A 20,940-nucleotide genomic window follows, 5' to 3' on the forward strand; every position below is an offset into this window, starting at 1 on the left:
ATAAAAAGCACATAACTCCCAACATAACAAATAATCAACAATTTGCAGTTATTAAAGCAGAAAACCTAAAATGTCATTCTGGTTTTAAATAAAAACTCAGTTCATTTACTAAATAAAAAAGATATTGTTCAATCCCTAACTAAAGGATTTAAAATAAATTAGAATGACCAATTAAAATGATTGTTTCTGCTAATAAAAAGTTATAATCCCGAGGTAAAATTTTAATACAGGCTTTTTTTATTTAAATTAGAATTTTTAAAAACGAATAAATGACAAAACTAGAAACTATCTTACACAATATTCAAAATGTTAAAGTTATAGATAAAACTATTGATTACAAAAGCTACTTGCCGCTAGATTTATCTGAAACTAATTCAATAATTTCAGAAAAAAATTTAGATAACGCAACTGCTTTTGAAGAATATATCGAGGATTATTTGACTCAAAATAATGCAAAAGTTGCTTATGGTGGATACAATGAAATTAGAAATTTGTACAAACGAAGTACTATTTTTAACGATACTAAAACCGATGAAAGAAATATTCACATTGGTCTAGATTTATGGATCAAGGCTGGCACCCCAGTTCTGGCTGCACTTGACGGTTTTATCCATAGCTTTAATTACAATACAGGCGTGGGCGATTATGGTCCAACAATTATTTTAGAACACAAAATAGAAAACCAAAAATTCTATACTTTATATGGTCATTTGTCCCTTGAAAGCATTGGCAATATTAATATTGGTGATTTTTTAAAAAAAGGAAGTCAGCTGGCTACATTAGGAGATGCTACTGTAAATGGAGATTATGCGCCACATTTACATTTCCAGATAATAAAAAAAATAGATTCCGTTTTTGGAGACTATCCCGGCGTTTGTAGTGAAAATGATTTGAGTTTTTATTTAAAAAATTGCCCTGATCCAAATATCTTATTAAAAATTAAATAAATCATGAAAAAAATAATTATAATTTGTAGCATTCTTTTATTGATTGGATGTAAATCAAAAACAGTTGTCACAACTCCAGAACCTGAAATTGAAATCGCAAAAATTGTCAAACTGGACGTAACAGCAATAGAAGATGCTCAGAAAACTAAAGCTTATGAATTGGGGAAAAGAGTTTTAATGACTTGCAATACCTCTAAATTTAAGCCTTTTAATCTCTCGGAAGCAACTGCATCAGTAATAAAAAACACAACCGAAGAAAGGCTTACGAAAACCTGTATACGGTTTCGTCAGTATTACGGTAATTTCATTGATCTTCAATTGGTTGAAGCGTACAAAAATAATTTTGACGGAACCACCCTTTTTAGATACAAGGCACTTTACACTAAAAAAGTGGCTAATAAAGAACTTCGTGTAACCTTAAATAAAGAAAATAAAGTTTCTTCAATTAAATCTTTAGATTGGGTAAATTCATTTTTGATGAAATAACTAGTTTTTGTAAATAGTGATTATTAGAAAGTAAGTAAGATATCATTTCTAAAAAATATAAAATAACGTAATACTGAATTATCCCATACCTTTTTTCTAAATTTATGGGATTTTTTGTGTCCATTAATTTTGTAGTAGTCAAAGATTACATATTGGGTAAAGTGAACATAAAATCAATTACGAAAGACTAAAAAAAAGAAGCTAACCCCTATAATTAAGCGCTACAGTAAAGGAGTGAACGAAATATGAGTTGCTTGTGTAAGCAAACTATTTAAAATTAAAATCCTACGAAAAATGCAATAACTTCAATTTTATAACTAAAATGTTAAATTTTATAATGTACCTTTATTGCAAATATCTAATTTTGTTAAAACTGTAAAATAAATATTTTTGAAACTATATATCAAATACATGGTAAGCAATCGCTGCAAAATGGTAGTGAAAGAAGAGCTAAAAAAATTAAAACTTCACTTTATGGTCGTTGATTTAGGTGAAGTTGAAATTATGGAAAATATCACTATGGAGCAAAGACAAGTTTTGAAATCAGCACTTTTAGATTCAGGTCTTGAGTTGATGGATGACAAAAAATCGATGCTTATTGAAAAAATAAAAAATATAATCATTGAAATGGTTCACCATTCCACAGAGAACATTAAAATTAATTTTTCTGATTATTTGAGTCAACGATTAAATCACGACTATACCTATTTATCGAACTTGTTTTCTGAGGTGCAAGGAACTACAATTGAACAATTCATCATTTCACATAAAACAGAGCGGATCAAAGAACTAATTATTTACGGAGAATTAAATATAACAGAGATCGCTTGGAAAATGAATTATAGCAGTGTTGCGCATTTATCGAGTCAATTCAAAAAAGTTACTGGACTTTCACCTTCTCATTTTAAGAAATTAAAAGATAAGAGAAGAAGTCCTATCGAAGAAATTGGCAATTAAAAAAGTACGTTCTAATTCATATAAAATTTTTTAATAAAGAGAAATCATAAAAAATCAAAAATCCCAATACGCCAAAAGTCTTATAGATGCCAGTTTAGATCCCATATTTATAATTACTACAGAAGGAAAAATTACAGATTTTAATCTGGCTACCGTCAAAATTACGGGAATCAGTGATGATGATTTAATAGATTCTGATTTTTATACTTACTTTACTGAAAACCAAAAAACACAAGATGTTTGTCAAGAAGTCTTATTAAAAGGTCTTGTTAGTGATTTTCCACTTACACTGCAGAACAAGGATGGTAAATTGACACTTGTTTTGTTTAATGGATCCGTGTACAAGAATAATATGGGAATCACCTTAGGAATTGTAATCGTGACTAGAGAAATTGCCAAACAAAAATGGGCACAGGATTTGCGAATTGCTAACAAGGAATTAAAGTTTCAAAACACTGAAAAACAAAAACAAGCAAAAGAATTAAGAAAAGCAAAAAAAGAGCTTTTATTTCAAAATGAAGAAAAAGAAAAACGGGAAATTGTAAATAAAAAATTAGAAGAGCTTATTTACAATGCTAAATTAGCCTCACAATATACTCTTAGTTTAATTGAAGCAAGTCGCGATCCACTAGTTACAATAAATACCAAAGGAAAAATAACCGATATGAATGAAGCATCGGTAAATGTTACGGGATTGACTCGCGAGGAACTTACAGATTCTAATTTTTTTGATTATTTTACTGAAAAACAAGACGCGCGAGAAGTATATCAGAAAGTATTTAAAAAAGGTTGTGTAGCTGACTCGCCACTAGTATTAAAACACAAAAATGGCAAACTAACTGATGTATTATGCAATGGATCTGTTTATAAGGATGATAAAGGAAATATCCTTGGTGTTGTAATTGTTGCTAGGGATGTGACAGAGCAAAAAAGAATTGCAACCGAATTGATTGAAGCTAGAGTTTTTGCAGAGTTAGCCACTGAAATTGCAGAAGAAGCAAAAAAAAATGCAGAAAGCGCTACTATTGTAGCCGAAAATGCCGTGAAAGCAAAACAACAGTTTTTGTCTAATATGAGTCATGAAATACGCACACCAATGAATGCTATCATTGGATTTACAAAAGTGGTATTAAAAACAGACTTAACCCCTAAACAGAAAGAATATATTAACGCCATTAAGATGAGTGGTGATTCGTTAATTGTTCTCATTAACGATATTCTTGATTTAGCAAAAGTAGATGCAGGAAAGATGACATTTGAAAAAATACCTTTCAAAATGAAATCATCAATCTCTGCTATGCTGCATTTATTTGAAACAAAAATTCAAGAAAAAAACCTACGATTAATAAAACAATACGATAGTAAAATTCCAAATGTACTTGTTGGTGATCCTGTACGCTTACATCAAATTATTTTAAATCTCGTAAGCAATGCTGTCAAATTTACTTCAAAAGGAAATATTACCGTAAGCGTTCATTTGATTCATGAAGACGAAGATAAAGTCATTATTGAATTTGCCGTTACAGACACAGGAATTGGTATCCCGGAAGAAAAAATAGGAAAAATATTTGAAAATTTCCAACAAGCCTCCAGTGGAACTTCACGATTGTACGGTGGAACTGGCCTTGGTTTGGCCATTGTAAAACAATTAATAGAGCCACAAGGAGGAACTATTCGAGTAAAAAGTACCTTAAACGAAGGTTCGACCTTTAGTTTTACGCTAAGTTTTCAGAAAACAAATGCTGATGCTGAATTAGAAAATGAATTAATTGAATTAGATACTGAAATTAAAAATATAAAAGTTTTAGTAGTAGAAGATATCGCCATCAACCAATTGTTAATGAAAACGCTATTGGATGATTTTGGATTTGAGCGTGATATTGCTGAAAATGGAAGAATAGCAATCGAAAAATTAAAAGAAAATCACTACGATATAATTTTAATGGATTTACAAATGCCAGAAATGAATGGATTTGAAACGACTGAATATATTCGTAAGAAAATGAATTCAAAAATACCAATTATTGCCTTAACTGCTGACGTAACCACAGTAGACTTGGCTAAATGCAAATCGGTAGGAATGAATGACTATCTTGCAAAACCAGTGGATGAAAGACTATTGTATAGTAAAATTGTAGGGATCTTAAAAAAGCCAAAACTTGAAAAGCTGACAGAAAAACTAAATGATGGCCTACAAATAAGCAACACCAAAGAAAAAAAAATAAAGTGTATTGATTTAATTTATTTAAATCAACGAACAAAGTCTAATCCAGCTTTAATGATGGAAATGATTACTCTTTATTTAGAACAAACGCCTTCATTAATGAACACCATAAAGCAAAGTTTAGAAGCCAAAAACTGGAAATTACTAGGCGCTGCAGTGCATAAAATGATTCCTTCTTTTGCAATAATGGGTATAAATAGTGATTTTGAAAATATGGCAAAAAAAATTCAAGACTTTGCAATTTCACAAGAACAGTCCGAGGGAATATATGATTTAGTATTACAACTGGAAGAAGTTTGTTTACAAGCCTGCAGTGAATTAGAAGAAGAACTTAATATAATTAAAAACACATAATAGTGAAAAACGAAAATAAAATAAAAATCTTCTTGGTTGATGATGATGCGTTATTTTTAAAATCTTTAGAAATTGAATTTACCCAAAATGCCGATTTTATCATTGAGACCTATTCTACTGGCGAACTTTGTATAGCAAATATAGCTAATAATCCTGATGTGATTATTTTAGATTATCAGTTGGATGGTGTTGAGGAAAATGCGATGGACGGAATTAAAACTTTAGATCAGATTAAAGCTTTCAACCCTGATATTCCTGTAATCATGTTGTCATCACAAGATAAAATTGAAATTGCAGTAAATTGCATGCATCATAAGGCATTTGATTATGTAATAAAAAGTGAAACGGCATTTATTAGATTGAAAAAAAACATTAAAACTATTTTTAAAAATCAAAAAATGACCAAAGAATTAAATTGGTTCATGGAAAGAATGTAATTTTTACTAGCCCTTTTAGAGTGTGAATGATATAACTTTTATTATCAATTATGTAACATTTTTGCTGTTTAATCCAAATATATTTGTGTTATAATTATAATTCAAATAACCTTTTGAAGCAAGTTTTCAATAAGTGATGTGTTTTATAATTGGGTATTCAAAAGAAATTACTAAAAATTATATTAATCCATTTTTAAAAAAAAATTATGAATCTTAAAAGAATCTTCGGAACGTTATTAACCATATTAGGAATAGGTGGACTTATTTACACTGCTGTATTATTTTCAAGTACATCAGGTGAAATGAGTTCTATCAAATCACTTATAATTTATGGCATCTTAGGCGTGGTATTTTTTGCGTCTGGAATTAGTTTGATTCGCACAACAAAAGACGAAGCATAACAAATCAACTTCATATTTTACAGGTAGTAATTAAATTACGAGTATATTAATTCAAGAATTAATGTACATTTTTACTATTTAATCGATAAAATAGAACTGCCAAACATCTTTTTTTGACCGTTCTATTTTTGAATGAAGTACAATATATATATTTTAAACTTCTTAAAGAAAAGTAGTGCAATCCATAGTTTTTATGTCAAATTTTTAATTTGAATCAAACGTTTTGTCTTCCAGAATTAGCTACTGTAATAGCATTAGAAAAACAGCCTTTTAGGATCATTAATAAAACTTAAGAAATACAACTATTTAAAGCACTTATTTTACAGAAGGAAAACGAATGTAAAGATTAGATGATTTGAAAGTGTTTTTTTTAAGCAAAACATTAAGTACTTATTTTTTTTAAATTGATTTACATGAAAATTAAATACGTATTTGTAAGTCTTATTTGAATCCAAAGCAACCTTTATACAATTTTTAAAAAACCACAAAAATGCAAACAAGAACCATTGGGATTGTGATCACCATAATAGGAGCAATCATGTTGCTGTACAACAGTTTTAATTATGTAACTACTGAGAAAATCGTTGACATTGGTCCTATCCAAATTAATAAAGAAGTAAATCATCCTATTAAATGGTCGCCTATTGCTGGAATAGTCTTAGTAGCCGGAGGTATTATTTTAATCCTAAAAAGCAATAAGCAAAGTAATTAACGCAGTAATGTGTGAATGTTATAAGTTTGAATAAAAGTTATACAACAAAAATTAGTGTTATTTTTCGGAAATTTGTGACATATTTATCTTTAAATAAAATTCCAATGAAAACAAAATTAAGTTCTAACTTAAAAAAATTACTAGCGAGTACATTTGCTATTGTGTTGCTACTCTCATTTTCATCGTGCGGTACAAATGTTGCTTTCCAGAATTCAATTGTAGTGCCTGCCGCAAAAGGATCAGTAAAAGTTACTAAAGACAGTAACAAAAATTATTCGATAAAAATCAAAATAACAAATTTAGCCGAGGTAACGAGATTACAGCCTTCTAAAAATGTATATGTTGTTTGGATGGAAACGGATCAATCTATCACTAAAAATATTGGACAAATAAAAAGTGATACTGGATTACTATCTTCAAAACTTAAAGCTACTTTTGAAACTGTTACAGCATTCAAGCCTTCAAAAGTATTTATTACCGCTGAAGACGATGCAGACGTTCAATATCCAGGAATGCAAATGATCTTATCTACGGATAGATTTTAAATCTTGAAAACCTACCTTATTATATAATATGAGGTAGGTTTTTTTTTAAATCACTCTAATAATAAAAGACAAAATTTGATCTTCTAAATTTTAGAAACTACGATTTAACTCTAAAACTTAACTTCAAAAAGTATTTAGTTAAAAAAAATAAAAGTTGCTATTCGATCCAGAATACATTCAATTCACAAAAATTCTCTTTATTTCCTTCAGTATCATGTCCAATAAAGAAATTTAATCTAAAACCACAACTTCCTCAAATAGAGAAAATATACGTTTAGACGAAAAAATAGTAAATCACCTTAACGCCAGATCAAAATAATTAATTATTAAGTAACTAAAACAGATCCCAAGTAAGAACGTAATGGCAAAAAAACATGATGTAACCCTAAAGATTTTTATTGAATCTCAAGTGTGGTACTCTAAGTTTTTCAGATTGTGCTTCACAATAGTAATAATTGCAAGGCTATGAACTTGTTTATATAATCCGTGAATAATGCAACTAATCGTAATAGTTATGTAATAAACATCTGAATCAAATAATTGAACTTTGGAAAGTGAAAATTATTTCGCAAAAAAATAAAATCAAAATGAATAATTCCGAGCAAAGTGGAAAGTGGGAAGACCAAAAAAAACAATTAAAAGAAAAGTTTGCAGCTTTGAATGAAAGTGATTTACTTTTTGCGAAGGATAAAAAAGAGGAGATGATTAGCAAACTCCAAATAAAATTAGGAAAAACAAGAGAAGAGATACTTAAAATAATTGATAGTCTATAATTTGTTGCCTTTTTGCAATTGACTGATTCCAAAATTTATCATTAAATAAAATAGAACAAGATGAAAAAATTAATTTTTTCTGCAGCAATAACAACTTTTATAGCTGCAACAATAATGGTTGGCTGTCAAAACACCACCAAAGATGAAGCTGCGGCTCAAGAAAATGTTGAAGACGCCAGAGACAATCTTGATGATGCCAAAGAAGAATTATCAAGCGCAAGAGAAGCTGCTACAAAAGAGGAATGGCAAGCTTTCAAGGATAGTACCAACGCGACCATATCGCAAAACGAAATGCGAATAGCTGAGATGAAAGCTAAAATGAAAAAAACTGGAAAAACAATAGATGAAGGATATGCTCAAAAAATTGAAGAGCTGGAACAAAAAAATAAAGAAATAAAGCTAAAAGTTGATCAATACAAAAATGATGCTGGTGATGATTGGAAATCTTTTAAAGAAGAATACAACAGAGATATTGACGAACTTGGTACAGCAATAAAAAATTTAACAGTTGATAATAAGTAGATTATAAAAAAGAGACATTTTCTATTGTCTCTTTTTTATTGTTTTAATGTGTGGTGAATTTAGGTGAAAACTATGAAAATTTATTTTAAAATTAAAAAAGTGTGAATAATATAAATTTATCAAAAAGTATTGTAACATATATATTTTGAAACAATATGATCTTTGTAAAGAACAATATTAATCAAAAAACAAAAAAATGAAAAAATCAAAATCAGTACTCCTAGCTTCATTATTTGCAAGCTTTATGGTTTTTACAACTGTTGAAGCACAAGAAAAAACAGCCGCTTTCGGTTTTAAAGGAGGTTTAAATTTCTCTAATCTGTATACAGATACAGTAGATGACAATAATGTCCTAACTGGTTTTAATGCCGGTTTATACGCAAAACTTCCTATTACTAATTCTGTTGCAATTCAACCAGAGATTAACTATACCACAAAAGGAGCTGAACTAGTTTACGATAATACTTTTGCAAATGGAACTGCAAAATTTAATGTCAATTATATTGAAGTACCTGTGCTGTTAGTAGTAAATCTTACCAATAATTTCAACGTGCATGCTGGTCCTTATGTTGGTTATATGGTAAGTGGTAAGACAACAAATGATTCAAATTTGTTCAGTGCAGAGAATGAATTAGATACTGATGACTTCAACAAGATTGATGCAGGTGTTGCGGGTGGAGTTGGTATTGATTTAGATGCTGTAAACTTTGGAGTGCGTTATAGCTATGGTTTAACCAAAGTAGGAAAAGAAAGAAATTATTCTAACTACACTTATCCTGATGCTAAAAATAGCGTTTTGAGTGTATATGTTGGACTAAGACTTAATTAAAATATTAATTTTTTAAAAACTTAAATTATGAGCAATCTACTTTATACAATAGCGGTAATTTTAATAATCTTTTGGGCAATTGGTTTTTTTGCATATAGCGCAGGATCAATCATTCACATACTTTTAGTTATTGCGGTAATAGCTGTAATACTTAGACTGATAAAAGGAAGAGGAATATAAATCATTATTTTAAAAAAAAAATATGAAACCAGATAAAATTATATTAGGAGTTTTAGGCGGCGTTGCCGTTGGAGCATTATTAGGAGTCTTGTTTGCACCTGAAAAAGGAGACAAAACAAGAAGAAAAATCATGAATAAAAGTAATGATTATGCAGACGAACTAAAAGATAAATTAGATACTTTATTGGGATCAATAACTCAAAAGTATGAAAAAATTTGGAGCGAAGGCGAGAATTTAATTGGTCAAGGCGAAGCAAAACTTACAGAAGCTAGAAAAGATTTTAAAATTTAAATTTAAAATCATAACGATAACAAAATTTCAAACACTACTTCGTTATATTTTTTCAATATGGAAAACAATTCAACTACAATAGAAATGCTTTTTGAAAAAGCAGAGAATTATACCCGGACAACAATAGAGCTTGCTAAGTTAAATGCGATAGACAAAACCTCTGATATTGTTTCCTCTCTACTTTCAAAACTAGCTGTTTCTGTTGTAGTTGTATTGTTTATCTTTTTCTTAACCATAGGTCTTTCCTTATGGATTGGTGAATTACTTGGAAAGTCGTATTATGGATTTTTTGTAATCGCGGCTGTTTACTTTTTAATTTCAGTACTGTTATATTACTATAAAAATCGATGGGTTAAAATGCCGATCAGTAATTATATTATTGTTAAAATGTTAAAGAAAGAGAGATGAAACAAATAAATGCAACCGATACACTGCAAGAGATGATTGTGCTACTACAAAAAAAACAAACTGTAGAGCTGATGCAACTCAAGGATCAGTATCATTACACCTATGAGAGTTTAAGACCGTTGAATATAGTCAAGAATATTTTTACAGATATGACTACTTCAGCCGAATTAAGAGGAAATCTGATTAACAATATCGTTGGGATTTCTACTGGATATCTCACTAAAAAAGTCATGTTAGGAGCTACACACAATCCAATTAAAAGAATATTAGGAACCTTATTACAATTTGTTATTACAAATGTAGTTACAAAATATTCAAATACTCCTAAATCTTAATAACACACAAAACTTCAATATTATAAGTGATTTTCTACTCTTCACTAGAAAATAAAAATCTAATACATTTATTTTCCATTGAAAAAACTTATAACTAAATAATAAAATCGTTATTTGCCATAATTGATACAATTCTTTAAAAATTAATTTGGAAAAAATGGACAAAAAAATAAAAAAAGAAGAGTTAATTATAAATAATCGGCAACTTATTTTTCAAAATAAACACAGTGAAAAAAAAGCAGCCGAATTAGTGCTTGCTAACCAAAAACTTGCTTTTCAAAATATTGAAAAAGAAAAAAGAGCAGCTGAATTAATTATTGCCAATCACGAACTTGCCTTTCAAAATACAGAGAAAGAAAAAAGAGCAGCTGAATTGATAGTAGCTAATCAGGAACTTGCCTTTCAAAATATAGAAAAAGAAAAAAGAGCAGCCGAGCTAATTATTGCTAATCAGGAACTAGCCTTTCAAAATATAGAAAAAGAAAAAAGAGCCGCTGAATTAAGTAGTGCAAATACAGCACTTAAAAAAGCTCAAAGACAACAAAAAGAATACATAAAAGGTCTTGAAGAAATGATGTTTATGACTTCTCACAGAGTAAGACAACCTATTGCCAATATTATTGGTTTATCAAATCTATTGGAGGACCCTAAAAATTCACCAAACGAAATAAAGGAATTTTTAAGTTATATCAAGCAATCAGCCATTTCTCTTGATGTTTTTACAAATGAATTGACCACCTTTATATGTGCGCTAGAACAAAAGTGTACAAAGAAAAAAAAGTCCTAAAAAAACACTTACACTACAAATTGCTTCATTTAACTTTTCAGTCTTGTTGATTATTGTATTCTTTAATTCTCACAGAAGAATTATCAAGATGCCATAAGGAAGATCGTACTCCTTTTTCTAACAGTAAATTCCTCCTTTAGGAATAGCATAGATTTTAATGTTTCGTCTTCTTTACTTCTCAGAACAAACTACTTCCTGATTTTTTAGTATTAACAATCGTTAGCTATAATCTGGTGTTAATTTTGATTTAACGACGTTCTAATAATTTTAATTAGACAGACCTAAAGAAAAATAAAATTTTGAATTAAGCAGGCTTTCACTAAGCGTCACTTGCATTGCGAAGCGTATCAGGAAGTTTTGTTTCGTTTTACTTCATAAAAACTAGAACAGGCGCTCTGAATATTTCTAATTAACGAGCTATTATATTACTAATTTATAACAGTGAATCTTACAAGTAATTATGATAATTTTATAATGAATACTTTGGAGTGTTGCCATACATTTGTTAGGATAATACTTAATCCCCTAAATGTAAAAAAATGAAAACAACAAAATTACTATTAACCTTTGCAATACTATTTATTGCATTTATTACCGCTTGCGCAGAAGACGATTTTGTAGAAACAATAGGAGTTTGCCCTGTTGTAAGTTCTGTAATTCCCGCAAATGGAACTCTAGGTGTTCCTTTTAATCAGGTTATTTCTGTTACTTTTAATGAACCAATCAATGAAGAGACGATTAATGCATCGACTTTCCTAGTAACGGAAGCAAATGGAACTGTTGTAGCAGGTACAATAACGTACAGCGGAACAACGGCTACATTTAAACCAACTACTTTTCTTAAACCTAATACAACTTACACTGGTAGAATTACAACTGGCGTAAAAGATAAAATGGGTAATGCGCTACAAACAGATTACGTTTGGACATTCGCAACTGGGATGATTATTGTACCTGTTGTCACTGCTACTGATCCAGCAAATAATGCAACAAATGTAGCTCTAAACAAAACCATAACTGCAACATTCAGTGTGCCTATGGATCCTTTGACTTTAACAAACTCTACATTTACTGTAAAGCAAGGAACAAACACGGTTGCAGGTTCAATCACAACTAGTGGGTTAACAGTATCATTTGCACCAACAAATGCATTGACAACTAATACCGTTTATACTGTCACAGTAACTACAGGTGCTAAAAGTTTACAAGGAACACCATTAGCTTCAAATTATGTATGGAGTTTTACAACGGTGCCTGCACCAACAGTAACTTCTACTGATCCAATTAACAATCAAACGGCTGTTAATTTGAACAAAACGCTTATCGCTAACTTTAGTTTAGCAATGGATCCTTCCACTTTAAATACAACAACATTCACTTTAAAGCAAGGCACGACGGTAATACCTGGTGTTGTAGCCTATACAGGCGGTACAACTGCTTCATTCAATCCAGTGAATGCTTTAAGCCCTGGACTTGTTTATACAGCAACTATTACAACTGGTGCCAAAAGTGCAATGGGAGTTCCATTGGCTAATAACTACGTTTGGAATTTCACTACTGCAAATTCAGCAACTCCTTCACCTGTAATCACAAGTGGTTTATTTTTCGGAGTTTTTGGAGGAAATGCTGGAATAACTAATCAAGGTTTATTAACGGTTGTGGATGGAGCAATCGGAACTACCGCAGCGTCTTCTTTAGTAACAGGTTTTACTGATGGTACAAGCGGTGATGTTTATACCGTTACTCCACTCAACAATGGAGTTGTAACTGATGGAGTATTTACAGATTCACCTGCACCAGGAAATGCTACAAATGCAGCAATTGCATTAGCAGGATTAAATGCTGCAAGAGATCTTTATAACAGTATTTCACCTGCATCAATGCCTGGTGGTGTTGCAAATCCAGGTGCTGGAGAATTAGGTGGACTAACTTTGGCTCCAGGAATTTATGCAGCTTCTAGCTCATTTACTATTACTAACGGAAATCTTACTTTAAATGCTAACGGGAATCCAGATGCAAAATGGTATTTCCAAGCACCTTCTTCTTTAACTGTTGGAGATTCAATGCCAAGTAGCGTTACCTTTTTGAACGGTGTTGGTAATCCTAACAATGTGTATTGGTATGTAGGTACTACAGCTGTTATTAATTATGCTGGTGGTGGAGTAATGGTAGGAAATATAATCGCTAATTCTGGCGTAACTTTATCATCTCCTGCTAATAGTACAAATCCATTTTTAACAGTACTTAACGGTAGAGCAATATCTCTAGTAGCTTCTGTTACAATGGTAAATACAACGATCAACGTTCCTAATAACTAGGAATACTATTTAAACTTTAGAATAAAACAATTATATCCCGTCCTAGGGCAGGATATATTTAAAATGATTAAAAAACAAATAAAAATATGTACAACATAATTAATTTAAAAAAGGGATTACGTCAAACTTGGTCCCCTTATAGCTTACCTATCAAAAGCCTTTTAGTAGTCTCTTTGACTTGGTTAAGCGTTCAAACACCCGTTCAAGCACAAGAAGCACAAGCATTTAAATACGCCAAACCATCTTGGTACTTTGGACTTGCAGGTGGAGCCAATTTCAATTTTTATCGTGGTTCAACAAATCAGTTAAATGCTAGTTTTACACCACCAGCAACATTTCATGATGGAGATGGTGTTGGACTTTTTATTGCGCCACTTTTAGAATATCGCCCAGCTACTTCTAGATGGGGAGTTATGTTGCAAGCCGGTTACGATAGTCGTAAAGGTTCTTTTGATCAGGTGTTAACTGCGTGCGACTGTCCAGCAGATTTATCTACTGATCTTAGTTATATTACTGTAGAACCAAGTGTTCGTTTTGCTCCGTTCAAATCTAATTTTTATCTTTATGGAGGTCCTCGTTTGGCTTTCAATCTTGACAAATCATTTAATTATCAATTAGGTATTAATCCTGCATTCCCTGATCAAAATCCTTCTGCAGCTGTAACGGGCGATTTTAGTGAAATCGAAGAAACCATTTTATCAATGCAAATTGGAGCTGGTTATGATATTCCACTTTCCTCAGATGCTAACAAAACGCAGTTTGTATTGTCTCCTTTTGTTTCGTTCCAACCTTATTTTGGCCAAAATCCGCGTAAAACGGAAACTTGGAATAATACTACCATTAGAGCAGGTGTAGCACTTAAATTTGGACAAGGAAAAAATATTCAAGAAGCTACAGACATGGCTAAAGATCTTGAAGTACAATTCTCAGTAAATTCCCCTAGTAATATTCAAGGAGAAAGAAGAATGACTGAAGTTTTCCCACTTAGAAATTATGTTTTCTTCAATGAAGCATCAACTGAAATTCCTAGCCGTTATGTTTTATTAAATAAAAATCAGGTAAAAGATTTCAAAGAAGATCAATTAGAAACATTCGCTCCTAAAAACTTGTCAGATCGTTCTAAACGTCAAATGACTGTTTATTACAATATCTTAAATATTCTAGGAGATCGTATGCAAAAAAATCCTAATGCAACAATTACATTGGTAGGATCTTCTGAAAAAGGTTCCCAAGATGGTATTGCAATGGCAGAATCAATCAAAACCTATCTCGTAAATATTTTTGCTATTGATGCAGCCAGAATAACTACAAAAGGTCAAGATAAGCCAAGTATTCCTTCTGAACAACCGGGTGCTACTCAAGAATTAGTCTTACTACGTGAAGGTGATCGTAGAGTTTCTATCGAAAGTACTTCTTCCGATTTACTAATGGAATTTCAAAGTGGTCCTGATGCACAATTGAAACCTGTACAAATAGTTGCACTTCAAGAAGCACCTGTTGAAAGCTATGTTAGTTTCAATAATAAAGGAGCCGGAGAAGCATTATCCTCATGGTCATTGCAAATTACTGATGAGCAAGGAGCAATTCAAAATTTTGGTCCTTACACTCAAGACGAAGTTAAAATTCCTGGAAAATCAATCTTAGGAAGTCGTTCAGAAGGTGACTATAAAGTAAAAATGATTGGTCAGACTAAAAGCGGTAAAATTGTAGAGAAAGAAACTCCTGTTCACATGGTACTTTGGACTCCTGCAAAAATGGAAGAAGGAATGAGATATAGCATTATTTATGAATTTAATAAATCTAAAGCAATTGCTATCTACGATAAATACCTTACTGAAGTTGTAACCCCTAAAATTCCTGCTGGTGCAACCGTAATTATTCACGGCCACACAGACATTATTGGTGATGAAACCTACAATCAAAATTTATCTTTAGATCGTGCTAACGATGTAAAAAGTATCATTGAAAAAGGATTATCAAAAGCCGGAAGAAATGACGTTACATTTGAAGTAACTGGTCAAGGTGAGAATGAAAATAATTCTCCTTTTGAAAACAAAACTCCAGAAGAACGTTTTTACAATCGTACTGTAATTATTGATATTATTCCAGCAACTAAATAAGCTGAAGAATATAAAATACACTTTTTTATAAATTACTAAAGAGGATAGACAATCAAAAGTCTATCCTCTTTTTTTGTCTAAAATTATTTAAACCATTTGAATAACAAATAATTACTAGTAATGATGACTTAACTATAAAATTTACTTCAAGATTGTTTCCTCAATTTATACATACAATACTACTTTGCCACATAAATTTAGTATTTTTACTTTTCACATTTATGTAATTATGACTACAAACGAGAAAGTCCTTGTCAAATTCTATACTGCTTTTGCAAATGCAGATGCAGTAACAATGTCCGATTGTTATGATTCTAAAAGTCAGTTTCGTGATCCGGTTTTTGGTTTATTAAAAGGAAATGATGTTTGCCAAATGTGGAAAATGTTAATTGAAAAAAGTAAAGGAAACCTTAAAATTGAATTTTCAGCGTTAAAAGCCGATGAATATAATGGTTCTGCCCAGTGGATTGCGACCTACAATATTAGTGAAACTAATAGAAAAGTAGTTAATTGTATTCAGGCACAATTTCAGTTTAAAAACGGATTAATTATAAAACACACTGATGATTTTGATATTTGGAAATGGTCCAAACAGGCTTTTGGAATCACTGGATATTTATTGGGCTGGACTGGTTTTTTTCAGAAAAAAATCCAACAGCAAGCTCTACTATCACTAAAAAAATATAAAGAAACTACACATGCTGATTGAAACCTTAACAATGCTCTTTAGTAGAGATTTAAACATCCTTAAATCCGAAATTGAATCCTATCAAAATGAAAGTACGATTTGGAAAATACAAAACGGAATCGCTAATTCAGCTGGAAATCTTTGTTTGCATTTATTAGGAAATCTTAATATGTATATTGGAGCCGAATTCGGAAAAACCGGATATATTAGAAATAGAGCCCTTGAATTTTCATTGAAAGATATTCCAAGAAAAGTGTTATTACAAAAAATTGACGAAACCATTGTTGTCGTTGAAAATGCACTTAATACCATCACAGAAGAAGATTTGAAAATAGAATATCCACTGTTGGTTTTAAAAGATAAAACTTCAACTGAATTTTTACTTATCCATTTGACAACACACCTAGCCTATCATTTAGGACAAATCAATTACCATAGAAGATTATTGGAAACTTAAAATTTTCAATTAACAAACAATTTACTGTTTTTCAATACGTTAAAATTCGTACTTTTATTAAAATACTATTTAAAACAAATAGTAAAAACGGATTTAAAACCATTTTGTATGTTACAATCTTCTAAAACGCCAGTTGTTTTTCAATCAAACAAAAGATTTTCTGTTTTAGAAATACTGCAATTTATAGTATTGGCTTTTTTAATTCTTTACTTTGGCAAAGCACTATTTATTCCGTTAAGTTTTTCATTACTCATTGGTTTTATTCTGTATCCAATCTGTAAATGGATGGAAACAAAGGGTCTCAATAAGGGAATTGCAATTGTTATTTCAATTTTAGGAGTGACTCTTTTAATAGGTTCCGTTATTTATTTATTGATCGTACAGTTCTCTGAATTTCTTCAAGAATGGGAATCTTTGACCTCCAAACTGAACGAAACTATTCAGCAGTTAAGTGTTTTTATAGCAGAACGATTTGACATTAGTCTGGAAAAACAAACCGAATTCATAAATAATACGCTCAACAATTCTGGTTCACAAGCCTTCTCCATAATTAGAAATACCGCCTACTCTTTATCTGAATCGGTATTTTTTCTAATCATGATTCCCGTTTTTTCTGTATTAATACTTTTCCATCGCCAGTTGTTATCAAATGCTTTGTATGAACTATTCCCACCTGAACGAAAAAATACTATTCATGAAATACTTGTTGAAACCATTCATGAATATTACAATTTTATCAAAGGAATGTTGGTAGTTTATTTAATAGTTGGCTTACTAAACAGCATTGGCCTTTGGATAATTGGAGTGCCAAATCCCTTTCTATTTGGTTTTATAGCCTCAATTCTTACTTTTATACCCTATGTTGGCATTATGATATCTTCGTTATTGCCTATAGCCGTTTCTTGGATTACGTACAACTCTATTTGGTATCCGTTGGCTGTAATTGCCGTTTTTTCTATTGTTCAAGCACTTGAAGCGTATATTATATTTCCTTTTGCTGTGGGAAGCCGCTTGAAAATAAATACACTTGTCATTATAATTGTGGTAATAGTAGGTGGTATTATTTGGGGCGCTGCAGGAATGATTCTGTTCATTCCGTTCATCAGTATCATCAAATTGATTGCGGACCGCACGCCGAGCTTAAAGACGTTATCCGTTTTATTGGGAGACGGCGAACCAAAAAAAAATACAAAATAATCTAATGCAAAAGGGCAAAATCAAACGCCCAATCCAGCTCTTTTTTGTACCATAATTGTCCATCGGAAACTTCCAGCGGACAGTCAAAATTATTGGTATAAAGCGCTCCAGTTCCTAATCCCTGAGGCATTACATTTTGTTGTAAAAACGTCCATTGTGCAATGGCATTCAGTCCAATATTACTCTCTAAAGCAGAGGTAATCCACCACCCTATTTTATGCTTTTCAGCCAATGAAATCCATTCTTGCGTGCCTCGAAAACCACCTACAAAACTTGGCTTCAAAATGATATATTGCGGCTTGATTTTCTCCAATAATTGCTCTTTCTCTGCTAAAGTAAACACACCAATCAACTCTTCATCCAGAGCAATAGGAAAAGGAGCGGTTTTACACAGCTCTGCCATCCTGTCAGTGTTGTTTTTTTGTATCGGTTGCTCTATACTATGTAATTTAAATTCAGATAGTTGCATTAATTTATCTAAAGCTAAAGTTGGATCAAAAGCACCATTAGCATCCACCCGAATTTCGACTTGTTCCGGAGTAAAATGTTCCCGAATAAATCGCAATAATTGCAGTTCTTTATCGAAATCTATCGCTCCAATTTTGAGTTTAATACATCGGAAACCCTGTGCTAGTTTTTCTTCGATTTGCTGCTTCATAAACGACTCCTCGCCCATCCAAACCAAACCGTTTATCAAGATGGATTTTGTACCATTTGTAAAGTCCGAAGGAAAGAGTAAAAAAGGAGTTTCACTCACTAAAGATTGGAACGCCATTTCGACTCCAAACTGTATCGAGGGAAACTCGATTAAAGCTTCCCAAAGCTGGTCTTTTCCCAAGTTAATATTGTCGCAAGTCCATTTCAATTTTTCTTCATAATCCGATCGATCATCAATACTTAATCCGCGAAGGATTCCGCACTCTCCAATTCCTTTTTTGTCATCTTTCTCCAAGACGATAAACCAAGTTTCTTTTTCGGTCATAACGCCACGGGAAGTTCCTGACGGGCGTTTGAAATCCAGAAGGTATTTGTGGTAGGTTGCTTTCATATTTTTTTTTAACCGCAAAGAGCGTTAAATGTTTTCAAAGGGCTAAAGACCTTTTTATGTACAGTTCTCAACTATTCTCAAACTTACAATTAACTTGCTTCTATTCAATTTATTTAATAATAAATTTTTCATAGTTCTTCCTTATGTATTCAATTTGAAGCTTTTGCAAGCCGTTTAAATTATAAAAAAAATCATCAAATTTATCAAAATCAGGATTTCGTTTGTTTAAAAAATCTAAGTTCTGATTTTTAAAAACAATTATTGCTTTTTCAATTAACTCTTTATAATCATCTGCTCCGATTCTTTTTAATCCACTCAAAACAAATTCACTAAATTCTAAATCGTAGTTTAAAAAAAACTGATCAAATCCACCATTTTCAACTTCAAATTGCAAAACCCAAATAGCTAAAAATTCCTTCATTGCTATATCAGCAATAGTTAAGTTTTCTCCAAAGGTTTCAAATTCTAACTCAGTAGCTTTTTGATAAATCAAAGAGGCTAAATTCTCATCAGATGCTTTTTGCAAATCAATAATTGAATATTTTAATTTCTGTTCCATATTTGAATTAATCAATCAACTTCAAAACTCTTTCAAAGTCATTGGAAACTATTCCTACTTTTTTGAAAGCTGTAAAATCTTGTTTTATTTTTTGAGTCCAACTCAAGCTATCCGTTACGTTTTGAGACTGAAACTCTTTGTAAATGGCTTTTGCTGACGAATAATTATCATTTAATAAATAAGCGTGCGCCAAATTCATTTGTATCAATAACTCCGTATTGTCAAGCTTTTCGCCTTCTTTTAGGAATTTAAACGCTTTACCATATTGCTTAGTCAATAGATAACTATTTCCTATAGCGTTGTAATCCAAGGCCGTTGCTTTTCCATCATTGATAATTGTTGTCAGTTTCCGAATAGCTTCGCCTTGTTTTCCTTGCTTTGCTAAAACAGCGGCTTGCTTACGCAAATCGTCATACACACTTTTAGAAAGACTGCTTTCTCCAAAGCAACTGTTTCCAAAATCTTTAAACGCTTTAGAACGCTCTACAGCCAATAATTTCTGAAATTCCTTAAACGTGTACTTGGATTGAATTTTGTCGAGAATACAGACACAAAAATCATCTGAATTGGTCATTTTTTGAGCCAAATTAGAGGTTTTGCATTGATTGATGATTGCTTTTCTGTTTTCAAGTGTCCACCCACGACTGAGTTTATTATCGACCCAGGGCACCACTTCCAGAATGATTTTCTGGTTCATAATCCAGTTTTTACTTTCGAAACCAAACCATAAATTCCCTGAATTCGATTGCATACAAGCAGATTTATCAGCAGAAAGTCGCTTGGCATCTTTGCTTACAGGTGTATCCTGAACCCAACACGCGTCATCTGTTTTTCCATTTTCTTTGTATTTTGTAGCTAATTCCGCACTAGAAAAAACAGCATATTTACATTTATCATCTCCTGAGATTTTTGACAAGATAAAAACTGCTCCTGCTGAACCTTGACTGATTCCTGTAGGATCTGGAATCGCTTTCAAAACAGAAACTAAACTGCCCGCCATTTGCTGATTTTTGTCCAAAAGTGTTATTCTGTAAACGACTTCAGTAGTTCCCTCAGGGAAATCTTGGGTTTTTATAATGATTCTGTCTCTGGCAGAAACTGTTATTTCTTCGGTTGTGGCGCGGGTTTTATCCCAATAGCCGTCTTTTTGAGAGAAAACAGATTGAAATGAAATAATTGTTACTACTAAGAAAGCGATTTTTTGAATCTTCATTTTCATGATTAATGTTTTTTAGCCCAGATTACTTCACTAAACCTTCATTTACATAGGAGTTCAGTGAACTTCGTTTGCAGTGGAAATCCTTTTTATTAGCCTTTTTTGGCTAATAAAAAGATTACTTCACCATACTTCTATTTTATTGGAG

At 31.5% G+C, this 20,940-nt stretch carries 24 protein-coding genes; 21 read left to right on the forward strand and 3 right to left on the reverse strand.

The window, feature by feature from the left end; all coding sequences use genetic code 11:
• Positions 1–269: 269 nt before the first annotated feature.
• From ACEN2F_RS00905 to ACEN2F_RS01005, 21 genes are all read left to right on the forward strand, one after another.
• Positions 270–947: a peptidoglycan DD-metalloendopeptidase family protein gene (locus ACEN2F_RS00905; RefSeq protein WP_441734843.1), complete on the forward strand. Its 678-nt coding sequence runs from the start codon at positions 270–272 to the stop codon at positions 945–947.
• Between the two features lie 3 nt (positions 948–950).
• The gene (locus tag ACEN2F_RS00910; protein WP_441734846.1) at positions 951–1,433 is read left to right on the forward strand and encodes a hypothetical protein; all 483 of its coding nucleotides are present in this window, start codon (positions 951–953) and stop codon (positions 1,431–1,433) included.
• A 411-nt stretch (positions 1,434–1,844) separates the two neighbouring features.
• Positions 1,845–2,390 (forward strand): helix-turn-helix domain-containing protein, encoded by a 546-nt coding sequence (locus ACEN2F_RS00915; RefSeq protein ID WP_441735918.1) that lies wholly within the window; start codon positions 1,845–1,847, stop codon positions 2,388–2,390.
• 82 nt (positions 2,391–2,472) lie between these two features.
• Positions 2,473–4,968 carry an ATP-binding protein gene (locus ACEN2F_RS00920; RefSeq protein WP_441735921.1) on the forward strand — a complete coding sequence of 832 codons (2,496 nt, stop codon included), beginning with the start codon at positions 2,473–2,475 and terminating at the stop codon, positions 4,966–4,968.
• A 2-nt stretch (positions 4,969–4,970) separates the two neighbouring features.
• Positions 4,971–5,405, forward strand: a complete 435-nt coding sequence (locus ACEN2F_RS00925) for a response regulator (RefSeq protein WP_441734849.1) — start codon at positions 4,971–4,973, stop codon at positions 5,403–5,405.
• 206 nt (positions 5,406–5,611) lie between these two features.
• On the forward strand, positions 5,612–5,806 hold the full coding sequence (locus ACEN2F_RS00930) for a hypothetical protein (RefSeq protein WP_441734852.1): 195 nt from the start codon (positions 5,612–5,614) through the stop codon (positions 5,804–5,806).
• Positions 5,807–6,296: 490 nt separating this feature from the next.
• Positions 6,297–6,518 (forward strand): hypothetical protein, encoded by a 222-nt coding sequence (locus ACEN2F_RS00935; protein WP_441734854.1) that lies wholly within the window; start codon positions 6,297–6,299, stop codon positions 6,516–6,518.
• Between the two features lie 104 nt (positions 6,519–6,622).
• The gene (locus ACEN2F_RS00940) at positions 6,623–7,063 is read left to right on the forward strand and encodes a hypothetical protein (protein ID WP_441734856.1); all 441 of its coding nucleotides are present in this window, start codon (positions 6,623–6,625) and stop codon (positions 7,061–7,063) included.
• Positions 7,064–7,650: 587 nt separating this feature from the next.
• On the forward strand, positions 7,651–7,836 hold the full coding sequence (locus ACEN2F_RS00945) for a hypothetical protein (protein ID WP_441734859.1): 186 nt from the start codon (positions 7,651–7,653) through the stop codon (positions 7,834–7,836).
• A 60-nt stretch (positions 7,837–7,896) separates the two neighbouring features.
• Entirely contained in the window at positions 7,897–8,358 is a 462-nt protein-coding gene (locus ACEN2F_RS00950; RefSeq protein ID WP_441734861.1) for a hypothetical protein, read from the forward strand.
• Positions 8,359–8,554: 196 nt separating this feature from the next.
• Complete coding sequence (locus tag ACEN2F_RS00955) at positions 8,555–9,187, forward strand: porin family protein (protein ID WP_441734864.1); 633 nt, start codon at positions 8,555–8,557, stop codon at positions 9,185–9,187.
• A gap of 27 nt (positions 9,188–9,214) precedes the next feature.
• The gene (locus tag ACEN2F_RS00960) at positions 9,215–9,367 is read left to right on the forward strand and encodes a lmo0937 family membrane protein (protein WP_441734866.1); all 153 of its coding nucleotides are present in this window, start codon (positions 9,215–9,217) and stop codon (positions 9,365–9,367) included.
• A 22-nt stretch (positions 9,368–9,389) separates the two neighbouring features.
• A complete protein-coding gene (locus ACEN2F_RS00965) occupies positions 9,390–9,659 on the forward strand; it encodes a YtxH domain-containing protein (protein ID WP_441734869.1) in 270 nt (89 codons plus the stop codon).
• A gap of 57 nt (positions 9,660–9,716) precedes the next feature.
• Complete coding sequence (locus ACEN2F_RS00970) at positions 9,717–10,067, forward strand: phage holin family protein (protein ID WP_441734871.1); 351 nt, start codon at positions 9,717–9,719, stop codon at positions 10,065–10,067.
• On the forward strand, positions 10,064–10,402 hold the full coding sequence (locus ACEN2F_RS00975) for a hypothetical protein (RefSeq protein ID WP_441734874.1): 339 nt from the start codon (positions 10,064–10,066) through the stop codon (positions 10,400–10,402). The genes ACEN2F_RS00970 and ACEN2F_RS00975 overlap by 4 nt, the downstream gene beginning before the upstream one ends.
• A 157-nt stretch (positions 10,403–10,559) precedes the next feature.
• Positions 10,560–11,189 carry a histidine kinase dimerization/phospho-acceptor domain-containing protein gene (locus ACEN2F_RS00980; RefSeq protein ID WP_441734876.1) on the forward strand — a complete coding sequence of 210 codons (630 nt, stop codon included), beginning with the start codon at positions 10,560–10,562 and terminating at the stop codon, positions 11,187–11,189.
• Positions 11,190–11,728: 539 nt separating this feature from the next.
• Entirely contained in the window at positions 11,729–13,507 is a 1,779-nt protein-coding gene (locus tag ACEN2F_RS00985) for an Ig-like domain-containing protein (RefSeq protein WP_441734879.1), read from the forward strand.
• An 86-nt stretch (positions 13,508–13,593) separates the two neighbouring features.
• On the forward strand, positions 13,594–15,627 hold the full coding sequence (locus tag ACEN2F_RS00990) for an OmpA family protein (protein ID WP_441734882.1): 2,034 nt from the start codon (positions 13,594–13,596) through the stop codon (positions 15,625–15,627).
• 229 nt (positions 15,628–15,856) lie between these two features.
• Entirely contained in the window at positions 15,857–16,336 is a 480-nt protein-coding gene (locus tag ACEN2F_RS00995; protein ID WP_441734884.1) for a nuclear transport factor 2 family protein, read from the forward strand.
• Positions 16,326–16,772, forward strand: coding sequence for a DUF1572 family protein (locus tag ACEN2F_RS01000; protein ID WP_441734887.1), 447 nt, complete (start codon positions 16,326–16,328; stop codon positions 16,770–16,772). Before ACEN2F_RS00995 ends, ACEN2F_RS01000 begins: the two co-directional genes overlap by 11 nt.
• 108 nt (positions 16,773–16,880) lie before the next feature.
• Positions 16,881–17,969, forward strand: coding sequence for an AI-2E family transporter (locus ACEN2F_RS01005; RefSeq protein ID WP_441734889.1), 1,089 nt, complete (start codon positions 16,881–16,883; stop codon positions 17,967–17,969).
• Position 17,970: 1 nt separating this feature from the next.
• Here the strand turns inward: ACEN2F_RS01005 and ACEN2F_RS01010 are convergent, their stop codons facing one another.
• The 3 genes from ACEN2F_RS01010 to ACEN2F_RS01020 form a co-directional block, all read right to left on the reverse strand.
• On the reverse strand, positions 17,971–19,017 hold the full coding sequence (locus ACEN2F_RS01010) for an o-succinylbenzoate synthase (protein ID WP_441734892.1): 1,047 nt from the start codon (positions 19,015–19,017) through the stop codon (positions 17,971–17,973).
• Between the two features lie 109 nt (positions 19,018–19,126).
• The gene (locus ACEN2F_RS01015; RefSeq protein ID WP_441734895.1) at positions 19,127–19,591 is read right to left on the reverse strand and encodes a DMP19 family protein; all 465 of its coding nucleotides are present in this window, start codon (positions 19,589–19,591) and stop codon (positions 19,127–19,129) included.
• Positions 19,584–20,795: a tetratricopeptide repeat protein gene (locus tag ACEN2F_RS01020; protein ID WP_441734898.1), complete on the reverse strand. Its 1,212-nt coding sequence runs from the start codon at positions 20,793–20,795 to the stop codon at positions 19,584–19,586. Before ACEN2F_RS01020 ends, ACEN2F_RS01015 begins: the two co-directional genes overlap by 8 nt.
• Positions 20,796–20,940 lie beyond the last annotated feature (145 nt).

Origin of the sequence: Flavobacterium sp. W20_MBD1_R3 (assembly GCF_052119725.1) — a bacterium.
Taxonomy (GTDB): domain Bacteria; phylum Bacteroidota; class Bacteroidia; order Flavobacteriales; family Flavobacteriaceae; genus Flavobacterium.